The sequence below is a fragment of the Paenibacillus sp. 2TAB26 genome, assembly GCF_052115145.1.
Taxonomy (GTDB): Bacteria; Bacillota; Bacilli; order Paenibacillales; family Paenibacillaceae; genus Pristimantibacillus.
The window spans coordinates 316,297-335,245 of record NZ_JBFRGC010000001.1; the positions used below are offsets into that span (position 1 = coordinate 316,297).

General features: G+C 43.3%; 9 protein-coding genes. 8 read left to right on the plus strand and 1 reads right to left on the minus strand.

The genetic code is table 11. The annotated features are described in order from the left end of the window. Nucleotides 1-65: 65 nt before the first annotated feature. Nucleotides 66-5,231, minus strand: coding sequence for a SpaA isopeptide-forming pilin-related protein (locus AB4Z50_RS01370; RefSeq protein ID WP_441874804.1), 5,166 nt, complete (start codon nt 5,229-5,231; stop codon nt 66-68). Between the two features lie 445 nt (nt 5,232-5,676). Between AB4Z50_RS01370 and AB4Z50_RS01375 the strand changes: the two genes are divergently transcribed. The 8 genes from AB4Z50_RS01375 to AB4Z50_RS01410 all read left to right on the plus strand — a co-directional run bounded on the left by AB4Z50_RS01375 (nt 5,677) and on the right by AB4Z50_RS01410 (nt 18,934). Further along, complete coding sequence (locus tag AB4Z50_RS01375; RefSeq protein WP_441874806.1) at nt 5,677-6,837, plus strand: response regulator; 1,161 nt, start codon at nt 5,677-5,679, stop codon at nt 6,835-6,837. Between the two features lie 224 nt (nt 6,838-7,061). Next, the gene (uvrB, locus tag AB4Z50_RS01380; protein ID WP_441874808.1) at nt 7,062-9,062 is read left to right on the plus strand and encodes an excinuclease ABC subunit UvrB; all 2,001 of its coding nucleotides are present in this window, start codon (nt 7,062-7,064) and stop codon (nt 9,060-9,062) included. 19 nt (nt 9,063-9,081) lie between these two features. Then, nucleotides 9,082-11,964: an excinuclease ABC subunit UvrA gene (uvrA, locus tag AB4Z50_RS01385; RefSeq protein ID WP_441874810.1), complete on the plus strand. Its 2,883-nt coding sequence runs from the start codon at nt 9,082-9,084 to the stop codon at nt 11,962-11,964. Between the two features lie 240 nt (nt 11,965-12,204). Next, a complete protein-coding gene (locus AB4Z50_RS01390; protein WP_076266160.1) occupies nt 12,205-13,113 on the plus strand; it encodes a carbohydrate ABC transporter permease in 909 nt (302 codons plus the stop codon). A 21-nt stretch (nt 13,114-13,134) separates the two neighbouring features. Further along, nucleotides 13,135-13,959 (plus strand): carbohydrate ABC transporter permease, encoded by an 825-nt coding sequence (locus AB4Z50_RS01395; protein WP_339205323.1) that lies wholly within the window; start codon nt 13,135-13,137, stop codon nt 13,957-13,959. A 121-nt stretch (nt 13,960-14,080) separates the two neighbouring features. Then, on the plus strand, nt 14,081-15,439 hold the full coding sequence (locus tag AB4Z50_RS01400; protein ID WP_430057022.1) for an ABC transporter substrate-binding protein: 1,359 nt from the start codon (nt 14,081-14,083) through the stop codon (nt 15,437-15,439). 137 nt (nt 15,440-15,576) lie between these two features. Continuing rightward, the gene (locus AB4Z50_RS01405; RefSeq protein ID WP_441874813.1) at nt 15,577-17,355 is read left to right on the plus strand and encodes a cache domain-containing sensor histidine kinase; all 1,779 of its coding nucleotides are present in this window, start codon (nt 15,577-15,579) and stop codon (nt 17,353-17,355) included. Further along, nucleotides 17,330-18,934, plus strand: a complete 1,605-nt coding sequence (locus tag AB4Z50_RS01410; RefSeq protein ID WP_441874815.1) for a response regulator transcription factor — start codon at nt 17,330-17,332, stop codon at nt 18,932-18,934. The genes AB4Z50_RS01405 and AB4Z50_RS01410 overlap by 26 nt, the downstream gene beginning before the upstream one ends. Nucleotides 18,935-18,949 lie beyond the last annotated feature (15 nt).

Here is an 18,949-nt window from a genome sequence, read left to right on the forward strand (position 1 = left end):
CTCGAAATAACAAAAAGGTGAATCAGGATATTCCTGATTCACCTTTTTTGCATCGTTTTAGTCACTTAGCGTCTTGTTCTTCTTTTGACCACAATTGTCGAAACACCAACAACGATCATAGCTAGACCTAGCAGCTGCATAAGCAGGTAGCTGTTCTCGCCTGTTTTAGGCAATACAGGAACGTCTGGTGTTGTGATTCCGCCGCGAGGCGGATCCTCTACATCGATTTCGAAGAAGATTTCTTCTTCATTGCCATCTTTATCTTTAACGATAATAGAGAATGTATCTTTTCCTTTAAATCCAGGGTCAGGAGTGTAAACCCATTTGCCATCTGGTGTAATGACAACTTTACCATGATCAGGCTTTACGCCTCCAACAGGCACGCTGCCATCAGGGACTTCCACTTCACCTTCAACTGGTTTGTCTACTTCCGTAACTTCCTTTTCTGTAGAAGTAGTCGGCGCAGGCGTCGCAACTGGTGTTGTCGTTGGCTTCGGCGTTGTCGTTGGTTTTGGTGTAGGTGTCGGAACTATCGTTGGCGTCGGTGTTGGCACAATTACTTTGTTATTTTTAACTGTGACCGAATTTCCCGCTGTAGAGTTGATAGTGACACTTACTTCGCCGCTGCCGATTATGCTGTAACCAGCAGGCGCTGAGATTTCCTTCAATACATAGCTGCCAAGTGGAAGTCCAGTGAAGGATACTTTGCCATTTGCAGCCGTCGTTTGTTTGCCATAGCTCACATTAGAGGTGCTGTACAATTCAAATGTAGCGCCAGCAAGAACGATTGTTGTATTCGCACTGTCTACTTTGGTTACTTCCAGTCTGCCAAGAGGATCTCTTGTATTTTTGATCTCTTTAGATACAGATGGCGCATTAATCGTTACGTTTACTTCACCGTTGCCAATCATGCTGTAGCCGGATGGAGCTGAGATTTCCTTCAGCACATAGCTGCCGTAAGGAAGATCTGTGAAAGATATTTTACCGCTAGAAGATGTTGTTTGTTTGCCTAAGCTTACATTTGCGCTGTTGAATAGCTCAAACGTAGCCCCAGCGAGAACGACCGTAGTATTATCGTAATCTACTTTAGTGACTTCCAAGGTGCCGAGCAGCTTAGCATTCTTCACTTCTTTGCTTACAGTAGAGGCATTAATCACAACGCTTAACTCACCGCTGCCAATGATGCCGTAGTTGACAGGTGCTGAGATTTCTTTCAGCACGTAGCTGCCATAAGGAAGACCAGTGAAAGTTAGTTTGCCGGTTGAATCAGTTGTCTTTTTGCCTAGGCTGACATTGGCGCTGTTGAATAGCTCAAATGTAGCTCCAGCAAGAACAATGGCAGTATTATCGTTGTCTACTTTCGTTAATTCCAAGGTTCCGAGCAGCTGAATATTTTTAACCTCTTTTGATACAGTAGACGCATTAATCGTAACATTTACTTCACCGTTGCCGATGATGCTGTAGCCATAAGGTGCCGAGATTTCCTTCAGCACGTAGCTGCCGTAAGGAAGAGCCGTGAATACTGCTTTTCCGTTTGCAGCCGTCGTTTGTTTGCCCATGCTTACATTCGCGCTATTGAAAAGCTCGAACGTAGCTCCGGCAAGAACGATTGACGTATGATCATTGTCTACCTTGGTTACTTCAAGGCTGCCTTCTAGCTTTTCATTTTTCACTTTTTCAGATACTACAGCTGCATTAATGGTCACATTCACTTCGCCGCTGCCCATTATTTTGTAGTCTGCAGGTGCTGAAACTTCTTTTAGTACATAAGTGCCGTAAGAAAGGCCAGTAAAAGATACTTTGCCGCTAGTGTCTGTCGTCTTTTGACCCAAGCTTACATTGGCGCTGTTGAACAGCTCGAATGTTGCTCCTGAAAGAACGATTGCAGGATTAACGCTGTCTACTTTAGTGACTTCCAAAGTACCAAATAGCTTTGTATTACCCACTTGTTTCGTAACAACAGAAGCATTAATCGTAACATTCACTTCACCGTTTCCGATGATGCTATAGCCGGTAGGTGCTGAAACCTCTTTCAGTACATAGCTGCCATAAGGAAGGCCAGTGAAAGTTGCTTTGCCGTTTGCGGCTGTTGTTTGTGTGCCTTGGCTTACATTAGCGCTATTGAAAAGCTCGAACGTCGCTCCAGCAAGAACAGTTGCTGCATTAGCGGAGTCAACTTTCGTTACTTCCAAGCTGCCTAAAAGCTTCGCGTTTTTGATTTCCTTCACAACAGGAACGGTCGTTGAATTGATCGTTACTTCGTAGATGCCTGTACCATCAATTGCGTAGCCAGCTGGTGCACTTTTCTCTTTCAAAGTGTATTTACCGTAACGCAAGCCGTTATATTCAAGCTCGCCATTAGCGTTTTTAGATGGTGCGATTACACCGCCGGTCGAATTGCGAGTTAGTTCAAAAACAGCGCCGGACAGCTTGAGCGTTGGATCATTTTTGTCAACTTTGACTACCTTTAAATCGCCTTTATAGATACTGCCAGTGCCTTCTCCGCCGGATAATGCTATTTTCACCTCTGTGGCATTGTCAACGGGCTTGGAAATACCTCCAGCACCAGTGAAAGTAACGGTATTTGAAATGGTTTCTTTGTCTTTAGCATCAATAATGGATTGGTATTCAAGAATATAAGGTTTGGATATTTCATTGTTGAAGCTGAGCTCAAATGTCTCATCGCTTGAAATAGCTGGATCCGTATTTTCCTTGAAAGTAAGTTTATAGCCATGAACCGGATCTGTAGGGCTAATAGCCGAACCAGTTTTGGTTACATTGCCGTTGCTATTTACGCTTGTAAGATAAAGCTTAAATGATTCTTTGACAAGCGTTTGTTTTTTGCTAGGCACATCATAAATTTTTGCTTCGTCAACAGTGGACTGACCACGGTTAATATAAATCGTCCAATTGACGGAGTCATCGTTTTGCTGACCTTCTTTGAATACATATTCACCGGCTTTTGGTATCGTCACGGAAGCAGTAAGATCCTTCGTTGTATATCCAGTGCCGCTTAAATAAGCATGATTGTTAATTGTTTTTTCCGTTGCGCCAAGCACTTTTCCATCCACATCCGTTTTGAATGTGATGAGGTAAGGCTCAGTAATTGGATTAGTAAATGCAATCTGCCATTGGTTATTGTTGGCAGTCGTTGGAAGTACAACGCTGTAATTGCCTGTTGGAGCAACGAGTGCACCAGGGGTCGTAGAACCATTGCTGTTCACAGTCAGCTTGCGTACTTCAATCGATCCAGCCACGAGCTGTTGTACCGATTCCAGCGTATCTGTTACGACGGCATTGGCAATTGTTTTGCTATTGTAGTTAATGCCGATGTTCCATGTGATTTTTTTGTCTGTGGCATTATAGCTGCCATTCTTATAGCCGTTATCCTGTGTGTTCTTATTAGGCGTAAAAGTTGACGTTTCGGATTGATTTTTCTCTGATCCTACAGCAGTCTCTTTCCAGATCAGTTTGCCCGTATTTTTGAAAGAGAAGTTTGTATTAGAAAAATAGGATCCATCCGTATAGTCGTATTCCGTTGTATATGAGATAGTGTAAATAGAATTGCCATCTGGAAACTCGATTTTGAAGCCTTTTGTAGTGTCAGTTGCACCGGCCGGATCATACGTGATGGTATAAAGCGGACTATTCACGACAATACCATTTTGCTTAACGACCAAGGTGCCAGGTACAAGCTTTAGGCCGCCGCTGACAAAAGAATCTTCAAATTTCAGACCAAACAAATTATATTTGTCTCTATTGATTTCAACATTCCAGTCTATCGTTCTATCTTTGTAGTTAGCATTACTATTTGTTTTATGCAGAAAATGCTGCTTAACATCTACGGTGACCGTATTGGATTCTTTACTATCCGAATAAACCGTATTTTTAATTGCTTTATCGTCATACAAATTGCCAACTGGCTTGGTTTGGTAGGTTATTTTATAAGCGCCAGTGATTGGGTTATTAAAGGACAGCTTAAAACCGTTCTTGGTGTTTTGATTTTTGGGATGACTGCTTACATCATAGTCCAGAGTATAGTCGGTCGACGGTATTTCAGTTCCTGGCGTGCCAGCAACCGGATCGGCCACAGGGAATACTTTAATGGAACCTGGTACAAGCTCATGGTCTTTATCGAACAAATCAGTCAAAACAGCGCTTGCTATCGTATCTTCGCCAAAATTGTATTTAATGGTCCAATCGATGACTTGAGCAGCTTCATTATATGTACCTGATTTCTCAAGCAGCTTGCCGCGGCTGTTCGTTATCGTGTCTGAAGCAGAAACATCGGTGATATTGCTGCCCTTTAATGTGGCTGTATTTTTGAAATTTGCTTTTGTGATGTCGGTAACAGCTGTATCAAATACAATGCGATAAACCGAATTTATATTTCCTAAGTCTAGCTGCAATTTATTATCAGGTGAAACGGGTGCAGTCACTTGATAGTCAGCAGGCTCATTTTGTAGTATTGGATTAGACAGGACACCATCGGTGTCTGAAGTCATTTTGTAAACCTTGAGCGAGCCCGGCGTGAAAGTCAGACCAGCAGGAATCGTATCTGTGACAACGGCTCCATTAACTTTTTTGAGATCCTTGTTCACATCAACTGTCCAAGTAATGTTCTCAGCATTAAAACTCTTATCCGGTGTTCCCTTTTTGCTAATTGGAGATGTTACACCTTTAGGTGCAATCGGAATGGTGATGGTATCGCCGATATTAAATTTAATAGGTACTTCCGTTTGGTTGCCGACGCTTTGTTTCGTAAAATAGTTCCAAAAGCTTAGGGAACCAGAAACAGGTGTGCCGTCGTTAATCTCTTCGTTAAACTTAAGCGTAACGGTTTTTCCGGTTACCTTATATGTTCCTACGCTAGGATCAGCGCCTTGCAACGGTCTTTCTGTAAGATCGCCGCTGTACATTTCAAATTGAGCGGGCAGTTCGAACTCAAACACATCATCTTTTTGATAGGTATGACCTGCAGGAAGCTCCCAATCGTAATTTAAAGTGAGTACCTGACCAAGCTCTACACGAATATCAGGGTTAACATAGTATACTGAATTATAAACTGATGCGATGACTGTACTTGGCTTTTCTTTATCAGTCAGTTGCATTTTGGTAATAAGGTTGGTAGAAATAGCAGCTGCCTCTACCGGCTTCAAAATACCGGCAAAGTTTACGTATTGAAAAATTAGCAAAAAAGCGATCATGAGTGCAGTTGTCTTTTTTCTCATTTCTTGGTATCCTCCATCTTAAAATGCTCGAGTATTCATTTATTTCTAGTTATTTGGAGCTAGCAGCAAAACATCATCCCTTTCTTTATTAAAATGAGCTTCATGTAGTGATCGGCCTGTTGTTAGTTGGGAGAGTTATGTATATAAGGGTGCTTTGCGAGAAAAGCGCCGACCTGACAGAGAGGTAGGAGTACGTGATGGCATTTTTGGTTAAAAATGCATGGTAACCGCACACGATTTCGGCATATTACGATCTATTCCAACATAATTCTTATTCTATAGAACAGTACTATACAATTTCTGAACAAGTTAGGTCTTTTTACTCATATATAGTTACAAAAGCATGAATGATTTTGGGAAAAAAGCCGATATGAAAATAGATAAATGAAAATTTCTAATTGTAAACAAATTTGGATGATTGTGAATGTGATAGGAGTGTAGAAAAATGAGGGTTCTTGTAATCGATGATGAAAGACTGGCTCTCGTTCAACTGGAGCGGGTGCTCCGCCAATCGATGGAAATAACGAGCATTGATGTGTTTCAAAATCCAAAACAAGCAGTGGAGCAGGCGAGTGAGCTGCAGCCTGATGTTGTTTTTCTAGATATCCATATGCCTGAATTATCTGGCATTCAAGCAGCTGAGCTTATTCAAGAAATATGTCCGCAAGCAGATATTGTTTTTGTCACGGCGCATGATGAATACGCGATAAAGGCATTTGAGCTGAATGCAGTTGATTATTTGTTAAAACCGCTTCAAAAATCGCGCGTTGAGATAACAATCGAACGTTTATTGAAGCGCAGGAGCACAAAACCGTTGTCGAAAGAAATCGAGAAGCAGGAGCAGACCGTTTTTTGTTTTAAAACGCTGCGTTTTCAATCCTCCTATGGACAGCCTCCGGAGCTGCCGAAATGGCGAACGGCTAAAGCCCAGGAGCTTTTTTGTTATCTGCTGCATCACCGCGGGCAAATTGTACACAAGTCGATACTGCTCGATTTATTTTTTCCAGAGATGGATATGAAGCGTGCGATGACACAGCTGTACACGGCTATCTATCAAATTAGGCAATGCCTTCAGAAAATGAACATGAACATAGCGATTCATAATTCCAGTATTCAAGAAGGTTATATTCTCGATATGGGACAAGTCGTTCTTGATATGGAGCGGTGGGAGCAAGGAATGGTTAAGCTTAGCGGTTCGATTTCTGAGGATCAGGATCAGGCTTTGCGGCTGCTAGGTGAATATGAGGGCGACTATTTACAGGATTACGGATATCTATGGGCGGAGTATGAGCGAGAGCGTTTGCGTCAGTTATGGCTGAGTTTGGCGAGGATGTTAGCTGCTTATTATTTGGAGCGCGGCGATCGAACAAGCGATGCATTGCAATTGTATGAAAGAATACAATCGATGGACCCTTACGAGGAGGAGGAGGGGCTGATCGTGATGAGACTTTATGATGAGCTGGGCTGTTACGATAAGGTGACTTTCCACTATGAGCGTCTTCTTCAAACGATAGAAAATGATCTGGGACTTACCGTTCCTTTGCAGGTGACGGAGTGGTACAAGCAATGGCAGGAGAAGAAAAACGGCAAGGAAATGCTTTTATGAAAGAGGAACAACGGCATAAATGAGAATACATCAGCGCAGGCGAGCAACTGACTATGCTGTACGTATTCTTTTTTTGTTTTCCGACGTTGCGCGACTTTAAGGATAACGTTATAATAGATGGGAACAAACATTCTTATTTTGAAATATCAGATGAAATGAAATGACTATATTTGACTATAATGATAAGAGCATATATTTCGGAATGATGGGGGTGGATGATAGGCGTGAGTGAGCTCGCAAAAGAAACAAGGCTGTTTGAGTTAAAATCGGATTATACGCCGCAAGGCGATCAACCAAAGGCAATCGAACAGCTTATAGAAGGTATTCATGCAGGTAAGAGACATCAGACGCTTCTGGGAGCAACGGGTACAGGCAAGACGTACACAATCGCGAACATGATCGAGGAGCTAAACCGACCAACGCTTGTAATTGCCCATAATAAGACGCTGGCAGCACAGCTGTGCAGTGAGTTCAAAACTTTTTTCCCTGACAATGCAGTCGAATATTTCGTGAGCTACTATGATTATTACCAGCCGGAAGCTTACATCCCTTCATCCGATACGTTTATTGAGAAGGACTCCAGCATTAACGATGAGATTGATAAACTTCGACATTCAGCGACGAGTTCTCTGTTTGAACGACGTGATGTAATTATCGTAGCGAGTGTTTCCTGTATATATGGCCTCGGATCTCCGACGGAATACGGAGGACTTGTGCTTTCGCTCCGTGTAGGGATGGAGAAGTCACGGGATGCGATCCTTCATAAGCTTGTAGATATTCAATATCAGCGCAACGATATCAGCTTCACGCGCGGAACGTTTCGGGTTCGCGGCGATATTGTCGAGATTTTCCCAGTAGCCAATAATGAGAGGGCCATTCGCGTGGAGCTTTTTGGTGATGATATCGAGCGAATATCAGAAATTGATGTGCTCACCGGCGAAATCATCGGTGAACGTGATCATATCGCTGTTTTCCCGGCATCTCACTTCGTAACGCATGAAGAGACAATGAAGGTAGCACTCGTCAATATTGAGAGGGAGCTGGAGGAACGTCTCACCGAGCTCCGCGAAGCAGGCAAGCTGCTCGAAGCACAGCGGCTGGAGCAGCGGACGCGCTACGACTTGGAAATGATGGCGGAGATGGGCTTTTGCTCAGGCATTGAGAACTACTCGGGTCCGCTCACTTTTAGAGAGCGAGGGGCAACGCCTTATACGCTGCTTGATTATTTCCCTGATGATATGGTTATTGTTATTGATGAGTCGCATGTATCGCTGCCACAGATTCGAGCGATGTATAATGGTGACCGCGCGCGTAAAGAGATGCTCGTTAATCACGGCTTCCGTCTTCCGTCAGCGATGGATAACCGGCCGCTGCGCTTCGAGGAGTTCGAGGCGAAGGCCAAGCAGCTCGTTTATGTATCGGCAACGCCAGGTCCTTACGAAATTGAGCATACCGACAAAATGATCGAACAAATTATTCGTCCTACAGGTCTAATCGATCCGATTATTGATGTCCGCCCAACGAAAGGGCAAATCGATGACTTGCTGAACGAGATTCGGGATCGCATTGCGAAGGACGAACGGGTTCTTGTTACCACACTGACGAAGAAGATGTCAGAGGATTTAACCGATTATATGAAGGAGATAGGCATTAAGGTAAGGTATCTTCATTCCGATATTAAGACGCTGGAGCGTTTGGCTATATTGCGTGACCTTAGGCTCGGCGTTTTCCACGTTCTCATCGGAATCAACTTGCTTCGAGAGGGCCTCGATTTGCCTGAGGTATCGCTCGTTACGATTCTCGATGCGGACAAAGAAGGTTTCCTTCGCTCGGATCGCGCGCTTATTCAAACGATTGGACGCGCGGCGAGAAATAGTGAAGGCCGCGTTATCATGTACGGCGATAAAATAACGGATTCTATGGACCGCGCGATGAAAGAAACAGAGCGTCGCCGTATCATTCAGCTTGCATACAACGAGAAACACGGCATTACGCCGCAAACGATAAAGAAAAAAGTACACGAAGTTATTGAGGCGACGAAGGTAGCCGAGCAGAAAGCCGATTACTTAACCGGAGCTGGCGTGGACAAAATGACCAAGAAGGACCGTCTGGCGCTTGTTCAAAGGCTGGAAGCGGAAATGAAGGACGCAGCAAAAAACTTGCAGTTCGAACGTGCAGCAGAACTACGGGATGCGCTGCTTGAACTGCGTGCCGAGATGGGCTAAGAAGTAGGAGGAGAAACGATTGGCTAGCGATAAAATAGTTGTGAAGGGCGCGCGCGCCCATAATCTAAAAAACATTGACGTCACGATACCGCGCGACAAATTTGTGGTACTGACGGGGTTAAGCGGCTCCGGTAAATCTTCCCTTGCATTCGATACCATCTATGCAGAGGGACAGCGTCGTTACGTTGAATCATTATCCGCTTATGCACGCCAATTTCTTGGGCAAATGGAAAAGCCGGATGTTGATTCTATTGATGGGCTTTCACCAGCTATATCTATTGATCAGAAGACAACTAGCCGCAATCCGCGTTCTACGGTCGGAACGGTTACTGAAATTTATGATTATTTGCGGCTCTTATTTGCCCGTATCGGCAAGCCGCATTGTCCAGAGCATGGGATCGAAATAACGTCGCAGACCGTTGAGCAAATGGTTGACCGAATTATGGAATACCCGGAGAAGACGAAGCTGCAAATTTTGGCTCCGCTTATTTCAGGCCGCAAAGGGGAGCATACCAAGCTGCTCGCAGACATTCAGAAGCAAGGTTTTGTACGTGTACGCGTGAATGGCGAATTGCGAGAGCTCAGCGAGAAGATTGAGCTGGAAAAAAATAAAAAGCACAGCATCGAAGTGGTTGTCGATCGTATCGTCGTGAAATCAGATATTCAAACGAGGCTTGCGGATTCAATTGAAACTGCACTGAAAATATCTGAGGGCCGCGTGCTCGTTGATATCATCGATCAGGAGGAGCTTCTATTCAGCTCAAATCTGGCTTGTCCAGAATGCGGTTTTAGTATCGAAGAGCTGGAGCCGCGCATGTTCTCGTTCAATAGTCCTTACGGGGCATGCCCGGACTGTGATGGATTGGGCATGAAAATGATCGTTGATCCAGATTTGCTCGTACCTGATATGAGCAAGTCGATTGCGGATGCTGCTTTCCTTGCTTGGGCGGGCAGTACGTCAAATTATTATCCGCAGTTTCTAAGTGCGGTTTGCGTGCATTATGGCATACCGCAGGATGTTCCGGTATCCGAGCTTGAGCCGGAGCAGATGAAGAAGATATTATATGGAACAGGCGGAGAGCGTGTTCGTTTCCTATATGAGAACGATTTTGGTCATCGCAAAGAAGCCTACGTTCCATTCGAAGGCATCGTTCATAACCTTGAGCGGCGTTATAGAGATACCGCATCAGATATGATGCGCGAGCATATTGAGAACTATATGAGCGCTAAGCCATGCGCAGGCTGTAAGGGACAACGTCTTCGCAAGGAAACATTAGCGGTTACCATTAACGCGCAGCATATTTCCCAAGTTACCTCCTTATCTATTGGAGACGCACAGAGTTACTTTGATTCGCTAAAACTGTCTCAGAAGGAAATAGCAATCGCGAGTTTAATCTTGAAAGAGATTAACAGCCGGCTAGGTTTCCTTGTGAACGTGGGACTAGAGTATTTGTCATTAAGCCGCGCAGCGGGTACGCTGTCGGGCGGAGAAGCACAGCGTATTCGATTGGCAACGCAAATCGGCTCAAGTCTTATGGGCGTCCTTTATATATTGGACGAGCCAAGCATTGGGCTGCACCAAAGAGATAATGATCGTTTGATTGAGACGCTTGAGCATATGCGCAACCTTGGAAATACACTCATTGTCGTTGAGCATGACGAGGATACGATGCTGGCAGCCGATTATATTATCGACATCGGGCCTGGAGCGGGTATACACGGAGGCATGGTCATTGCGGAAGGTACGCCAGAGGAAGTGATGGCGAATGAAAACTCATTGACGGGCCAGTATTTGAGTGGGCGCAAGTTTATTGAAGTACCTGCCGAACGCCGCAAGACGAGTGATAAATGGTTAGAGGTTCGCGGTGCGAAGGAGAACAATCTACGCAACGTAAATGTGAAGATCCCACTTGGTGTCTTTTCAGCGGTGACCGGTGTTTCCGGTTCTGGAAAATCGACCTTCGTAAATGAAATCCTGTACAAAACGCTAGCGCGGGATTTGAACAAGGCGAAGACTCGTCCAGGACAGTATAAGGAAATGCGAGGCATCGAGCATTTGGAGAAGGTCATTGATATTGACCAATCGCCAATCGGCCGAACACCAAGATCCAATCCAGCAACCTATACGGGCGTGTTTGATGATATCCGTGATTTGTATTCGAATACGACAGAATCGAAAGTACGTGGATACAAGAAGGGTAGATTCAGCTTCAATGTGAAGGGCGGACGCTGCGAAGCGTGTCGCGGAGATGGAATCATTAAGATCGAGATGCACTTCCTTCCTGATGTGTATGTGCCTTGTGAGATTTGCAAAGGCAAACGATATAATCGGGAGACACTGGAAGTGAAATATAAAGGGAAAAATATTGCGGAAGTGCTGGAAATGACCATTGAGGACGGCTGCTCGTTCTTCGAGAACATTCCTCGTATTCATCGAAAAGTGCAGACGCTGCTTGATGTTGGTCTTGGCTATATGAAGCTGGGGCAACCAGCTACCACATTATCAGGTGGTGAAGCGCAGCGCGTTAAGCTGGCTGCTGAGCTCTATCGTCGTTCCACGGGCAAGACGCTTTACATTTTGGATGAACCAACAACGGGCTTGCACGTACATGACATCGACAGATTGTTGACCGTTCTTCACCGCTTGGTTGATTCAGGTGAATCCGTACTCGTTATTGAGCATAACTTGGACGTCATTAAGACGGCGGATTATTTGATAGATCTAGGTCCAGAAGGCGGCAATGGTGGCGGTATGATTGTGGCAACAGGCACGCCGGAACAGGTTATCAAAGTTGAGCAATCGTATACGGGTAAATATTTAAAACCAATTCTTGAGCGTGATCGCGAACGTACAACAGCGCGTCATAAAGAGAATCTAAAGGTTGCTGCGGCAGCCGAATAATGAAGTGAAAAGAGGGAGCAAGCTGAGTATTCACTCAGTTTGCTCCCTCTTTTTTTTGCATATTTTCAACCTAAATAAAATGAAACAACGATTAAGAATAAACGAAAGTAATTCTGCTCAAAAAACGTGTGAACAGATAAAAAGTAAAATATGTTCCAAAATACAAAGATCTAATTCTTATGAGCCTCCCGTTTTTTTTCTAAAATGAAGCATATAAACAAAGTTTGAAGGAGGAGCTTCATGAGACAGAAAAAAACGTTAGTCCAGCTCAGTATGGGAGCAAGGGAGCAAATTGCAGGCTATTTATTCGTTGCTCCTTTAATGATCGGACTCGTTGTACTTACATTGATTCCTGTATTAGGGTCACTGCTGCTTAGCTTTACGAGTTGGAATTTTGTTGCGGGAATTGATGCAATAAAATTTGTAGGTTTTGATAATTTTGAACGGCTGTTTAATGACTCTGTTTTTATGAAAAGTTTAGTAAACAATCTCATCTTCATTATTACGGTGCCCATTACGATCGTACTGGCATTGGTGCTGTCGATCATTATTGATAAGCATGTGTACTTGAAGGATATGTTTAAAGTCGTTTACTTTTTACCGTACATTTCAAGTGTTGTGGCTGTAGCTATGGTATGGCAGGTGCTCTTCCATCCTTCGTATGGACCGGTAAACAATTTCTTAATATCGATCGGATTCGAGAATCCACCGAAGTGGCTGGCCGATATCGACTATGCGATGCCATCGTTGATGATGATTCAAATTTGGATTCTACTCGGTTATAACATTATTATTTTCATAGCTGGCTTGCAGGGCATACCGAAAGATCTTTATGAAGCAGCTGACATTGACGGCGCGAATACATGGACTAAATTCCGTAAAATTACGGTGCCTTGCATATCGCCAACTACGTTCTTCCTGCTCGTAACTGGTATTATTGGCACTTTCAAAATTTTCGATTTGATTCAAGTGTTAACACAGGGCGGTCCCGCTAACTCAACGACCGTTATCGTATATGAATTATATGACACGGCATTTAATCAATTGAAAACAGGCTACGCATCGAGTATGGCTCTCGTACTTTTTGTCATTTGCCTAGCTATTACGGGCTTGCAAATGCTCGCACAAAAAAAATGGGTGAACTATTAATTCAGGAAGGAGGAATTGGCAATGAAAAATGTGAATGTGTCCAAAATTGTATGGACAATTATTATGGCAGCCTTCGGCATGATGTCGCTGCTCCCATTCTTGTGGATGCTGACCACCTCATTCAAACCGGAAGCTGATGTATTCAACTTTCCAATTGAATGGATTCCAACGAAGTGGCATCTGATCGAAAATTACAAACAAGTGTGGACAGGAGGGTTTCTCCGGTATTACACGAACTCCATATACATTACTTTAACGACAACCGTGATCAATGTATTCGTATGTGCACTGGCAGCGTTCGGCTTCTCAAAACTGCGTTTCCGAGGCAGAGATACGATGTTCCTTCTTGTTCTTGCCTTATATATGGTGCCGCCACAAGCGTCGTTGGTACCGCAATTTTTATTGTTTAACTGGTTGAACCTCATCGATACGCATATTGGTCTTATTCTTATTAACAGCTTTAGTATTATTGGAGCGTTTATGCTCAGACAATTTTTTATGGGCGTAAATAATGAATATATGGAATCAGCACGTATGGATGGTGCAGGCCATTTCCGTTCCTTTTTTCAAATTGCGCTGCCGCTCATTCGTCCGGGCCTAGCGACCTACGCGATTCTGCGATTTATATGGACATGGAATGATTACCAGTATCCGCTTATCTTTTTGAAGTCGAAGGATTTATTTACGATTCAGCTGGGCATTAGGCTTTTTGGAGACCAATATGGTGATATTTACTCCCTTATGATGGCTGGCGCTGTATCAGCGATCGTTCCTTTGCTCATTATTTTTGCGATTGGTCAAAAACAGGTTATCGAAGGCATTTCTCTTGGTGGTGTAAAAGGGTAACAAAGTCAAAATAGTTTCTCTTCAGTAAAATATGGGAACTTCGAATCAGAAATGAACGTGGTAGGATTTGTTTGTAGACGTTTTCATAACTAGTCGTGTTATAAATATTAGGAGGGTTACGATGAAAAAGAGATTATCGATGATGTTATTGGGGTTAGCAGTATTCGCATCGGCTTGTTCCGGGGGCAATAATGGTGGAAATTCAAATGCTGGCAGCGCGACAAACGCGACTAATGCTCCAAAAGAGCCAGCAGCAGAGCAAGTAACACTGAAGCTAAGCACGTGGCAAACGGACGGCAAGGCGAAGTGGACGGAAGTTATTTCGGCTTTTGAAGAAAAACATCCGAATATTAAGGTAGAACTTGACCTCTTGAATGAAAAAGGTGATTCCATTGCTTCCATGCAAAAGCTGGATCTAATGGCAGCATCCAATGATCAGCTTGATATTATCGAATTGCCTTACACGAACTATTCACAGCGCGCCGATATTGGATTGCTGGAGCCTTTGGATAGCTATATCGAAAAGGATGGCTATAAATACGAAGACGAGTACCTTGTAGACACGAAGGTAAACGATAAAATTTACGCTTTGCCCTCCTCCATGCAGCGTTGGTTCGTGCTTTTGAATAAAGAAATGCTCGACGAGGCTGGATTGCCTGTTCCAACGGACTGGACTTGGAAAGAGTTTATGGAATATGCGCAAAAACTAACGAAGGGCGAAGGAACAACGAAACGTTATGGAGCTTATTTGCATAACTGGCCGGATTACTTCCAACTGCAAATGATGAGCAAGCCTTCGGAAAATACATTCCTGAAAGCGGACGGTACATCCAATGCGACGGACCCTGTGCTTAAAGCAAACTTGGAAATGATGAAAAAAATGATGTACGAAGACAAGAGCGCTAATATGTACGAGGATATTATTTCGCAAAAGCTTGCTTACCGCAACCAATATTTCAACGGTCTAGCTGCTATGCTGCCGATGGGTGACTGGATGGTAGCTGAGTCCGGAGGTACGGATGCCATTCCAGCTAATTTCGTAACTGCATTCGCACCGCTTCCGAAATTGGATGGCGAAAGCAAACATTATTCCCCAGTACAACCGACTTATATGGGAGTAGCAGCGAAATCGAAAAATAAAGAAGCGGCTTATACCTTTGTAAGATGGTATACCTCTGAAGGTCTTGCTGTCAGCGGCCGTGTATTCTCCGGCTGGGCGAAGTCTGATTCCAGCAAGCTTATAGATACCATTGTGGCGGCTGCAAAAGATCCTTCAAAAATCGATGTAGAGTCATTGAAATATACGATGAGCACTACGGTTCCAGGAAATGCGCCAGTACCTGCCAAATATGCAGATGAAGCGAAAAATACAGTTATTCCTGAAGCAGAATTGTATATCTTAGGCAAACAAGACGTGGATACAACAATTGCGAACATTGATAAAAATATCGCAGAGGTTGTTAAGAATAACGGAAATTAATAACGAGTTTTATTGAAATTGATCTTTCGTATTAAAGGGCTTACAATGTTTTGGGACAGAAAGAGCATCCATTTCTGTCCCTATTCTATTCAGATATGAGGCCTGCACTTGTGTTAATTCGACAAGATTCATTACGGATGAAATTAGTTTGGTCAGCATTGATTTGTTTTGTCATTCCGCTAGCTGTTATTTACCTCGTCACCAACTATTTAACGAAAGATATTATTTTGGACAAAGTGGTCTTGAATGCGGAGGATTCGCTCAAGGTTGCTAAATCTGAAATTAACAGCGTGTTTGAGCAGACATTGAGTTTATCGAATTTTGTGTTAATGAACGCTGAAATACGTCAAATGCTAATGGTCAACAAAGCTGAATTAACGCTGCAGGAGCAAAAGCAGGAATATGCGGTTAATTTCAGTAAGTTGTCGCGAATTTTGGATGATCTTTTTATTCAAAAAAATGATTTTCAAGTTACGATTTTAGGGGTGAAGGAACCCTTTTATACAAACTATTCACACAGTGATTTGAACCCGAGATTGTGGTATGAGAGAAAATGGTTTCATCAATTAAATGAGCTGCCGATATTTTCTACCTATTGGCTTGGCGAACAAATTCAAACAGAAAAGATGACGACAAATTACGTAACGATGGGAAGACCGATCAAGAAGACGGCAAGTATTCCAATTGGCTATATGATCGTTAATATAAATGAGCGCTTAATACGCCCCTATCTTACAACAAACGAAAATCAGGAAATGTTTTTGTTAGACTCAAACGGCGTCGTGATCTCGCAAGCGAACCCATCCAAAATAGGAGAAAAGCTGCTTTGGTGGAAGCCAGAGGGGATGGGTCGTACGATCGAAATCGAAAGAAAAAAATATGTTTATGTCGAGCAAAAATTAGAGAGCAACGATTGGCGGGTCGTTAGCCTTATTCCAATGTCCGCGGCCATTGATAAAAACAAACAGGTGCTGTTCGTTAGCTTCATCGTTCAAGCCTTGTTCTTCTCGTTATTTTTTGTGCTGTTGACGATCCGAATATCTGCATTAACGAAGCCTATTCGTGATTTAAGCGTGTTTGTTACGAAAATTGGACGTGGTCAGCTCGATGAGCGCAATAATATACGCGGGCATAACGAAGTCGGTCATTTAGCGAAAACGATAGATTTTATGCTGGATCGCATTCAAGAGATGTTCGAGCAAATTACATTAGAACAGGCGAAAAAACGAAAAGCGGAGCTTGAAATGCTTCAGGCTCAAATTAATCCGCATTTTATGTTTAATCTGCTCAATTCGATAAGGCTCAATATATTGATTCAAGGGGATCAGGAGAATGCGGAGTTAATCAAATCGCTTTCCTCTTTATTGCGAATGACGATTAATCGGGATAATGAGTTTATTCCTTTGGAGGAAGAGGGAGACACCGTGCTCCATTATGTGAAGCTTATGAATTTCCGACATGCCAATCAAGTAAGAGTCGCTTATAACTTTGAGGCTGGCTGCGAGCAAGCATTGGTTCCGCGATTCATGATTCAACCGTTAATAGAGAATGCGATCATTCATGGATTCGAACAATTTGACGGTGAAATATTTATCGATGCGAACAAAGAGCATGACGATGGACGTGAGCTGCTTCGAATTGTGGTGCGAGATAACGGAATTGGAATGACTAAAGATAAGCTGAAAGAGCTTCAAGCGAAAAGTGAGGATATACGCGACCCGCAGGAAAGCGAAAATAAAAGCTTTTCGGGCATCGGCGTAAAAAATGTGTTTCAGAGGCTGCGGCTCGTTTATGGAGAGTATGTCAAAACCACAATTGAAAGCGAGTCAGGTGTCGGAACGAAGATAACATTAATATTCCCATTCGAGTGTAAGAGAGCAGGTGCGCAGCATGTTGACGGCAATTCTAGTGGATGATGATTATCCGGTAGTACGTTATCTCTCTCAAACTGTTTTGTGGCATGAACTTGATATCCATTTGATCGGCTGTTATTCAAACGGTCTCGAGGCTTGGGAGGCAGCATGCCAGAGTCCGCCCGATATTATACTAACCGATATTGGCATGCCAAAAATGAGCGGGCTTGAGATGCTTGAGAAGTTTTGTGAAATTAATCCAAAAGGCAGAGCCGTTGTTCTGTCCTGCCACAATGAATTTAAATATGCACAGCAAGCGCTGAAATTGAATGTGAAAGATTATATTTTGAAAGAAAGCTTGGATGTCGAGCAATTACAAGCCATATTGAAAAATATCGTGACCGATTTGCAATTAGAGAACAAAAAAGCGACGGATATGGTTTTGTACAAGCAAAAGAATCAATCCGCGTTTAAAGAAAAGTTTTTGAAAGACACCTTGTTTCAATCCTATTGGACAAAGGAAGCATGGTTGGAGCAAGCTCGGACGAACGGTATTTCACTCGATGCCAAAAGCTATATTCCACTAGTCGTTATTATTGATCGCATGTCGACCGTTGCAAGCAACAGGAAGTTGAATGATTATACGATTGCGTTCTCCGTTGAAAACGTCTTGCACGACTTATTGGATGCTTCACGTTGGGTGACCTTTCGTTATAGCAATAAGCAGTTAGTTATTTTGTACGGCAGCAATGATCCAGCCAAAGAGCAGCAAGAGATTTATTATGCGATGCAGGAAGCTATTGCCGTGATCTACAAGTATTTAAAAATATCTGTTTCCTGTATACAAGGAAGAGAAACGAGAGGGCCAAAAGAAATGCAAGGGGTCCTGCTTCCGATGCTGAAAGAGCCGGAGCATTGCTTTTATCTCAAAGAATCGGCAGTACACAATTTCGGAGTGGTGTCATTCTCCAAAGATGATATGTATACGGAGTATTCTCAATTGTTTGCGAGCATCAATCAAAGCATCGCTTTAAACGAACCAGACGAGCTGCGGAAAACGATTGTGGAGTGGACGCATGAGGTTCGAGCAAGAAGGTTTCATCCGAGCAACGTAAAGGAATTAGTGCTGCAGCTGCTTATGGACCTGCAAATGAAAACAAAAGTTACACTGCAGTATCACCCATTCTTATCGGAAGAGAAGCTGTACGATGCGGTGAATGCGATTGAAACATTAGATCATTTGGAAGAATGGATGATCCAGCATTTGAATGAGCTATCCAGAAGGTTAAGTATATATGCGATTAGCTCTAAACGTACGGAAGTGATCAAGGCACAGCAATTTGTTGTATCGCATGTAACGGAGAAAATGACGCTGGAGGATATGGCTAACCATTTGAACTTGAATTCCAGTTATTTTAGCCGCTTGTTTAAAAAAGAGACAAATCAAAATTTCATCGAATACGTCAATATGGTCAAGCTTCAGAAAGCGAAGGAGCTTCTCCAGCAATCCAGCAAAAGTGTTGAAGAGATTTCCGATTATTTGGGTTATGCCAACAAAAGTTATTTCATTAAGTTGTTCAAACGTGAGATGGGCATGAGACCTAGCGAATATTCGGTTTGGAGCAAAGGTCATTTTGAGTGAAACGGAGAGAGCTTT

Bases quoted from the DNA above. Each gene is read 5' to 3' on its own strand.
- AB4Z50_RS01400 (WP_430057022.1), top strand. From the start codon at position 14,081: ATGAAAAAGAGATTATCGATGATGTTATTGGGGTTAGCAGTATTCGCA.
- AB4Z50_RS01370 (WP_441874804.1), bottom strand. From the start codon at position 5,231: ATGAGAAAAAAGACAACTGCACTCATGATCGCTTTTTTGCTAATTTTT.
- AB4Z50_RS01410 (WP_441874815.1), top strand. From the start codon at position 17,330: ATGTTGACGGCAATTCTAGTGGATGATGATTATCCGGTAGTACGTTAT.
- AB4Z50_RS01375 (WP_441874806.1), top strand. From the start codon at position 5,677: ATGAGGGTTCTTGTAATCGATGATGAAAGACTGGCTCTCGTTCAACTG.
- AB4Z50_RS01405 (WP_441874813.1), top strand. From the start codon at position 15,577: ATGAAATTAGTTTGGTCAGCATTGATTTGTTTTGTCATTCCGCTAGCT.
- AB4Z50_RS01390 (WP_076266160.1), top strand. From the start codon at position 12,205: ATGAGACAGAAAAAAACGTTAGTCCAGCTCAGTATGGGAGCAAGGGAG.
- AB4Z50_RS01395 (WP_339205323.1), top strand. From the start codon at position 13,135: ATGAAAAATGTGAATGTGTCCAAAATTGTATGGACAATTATTATGGCA.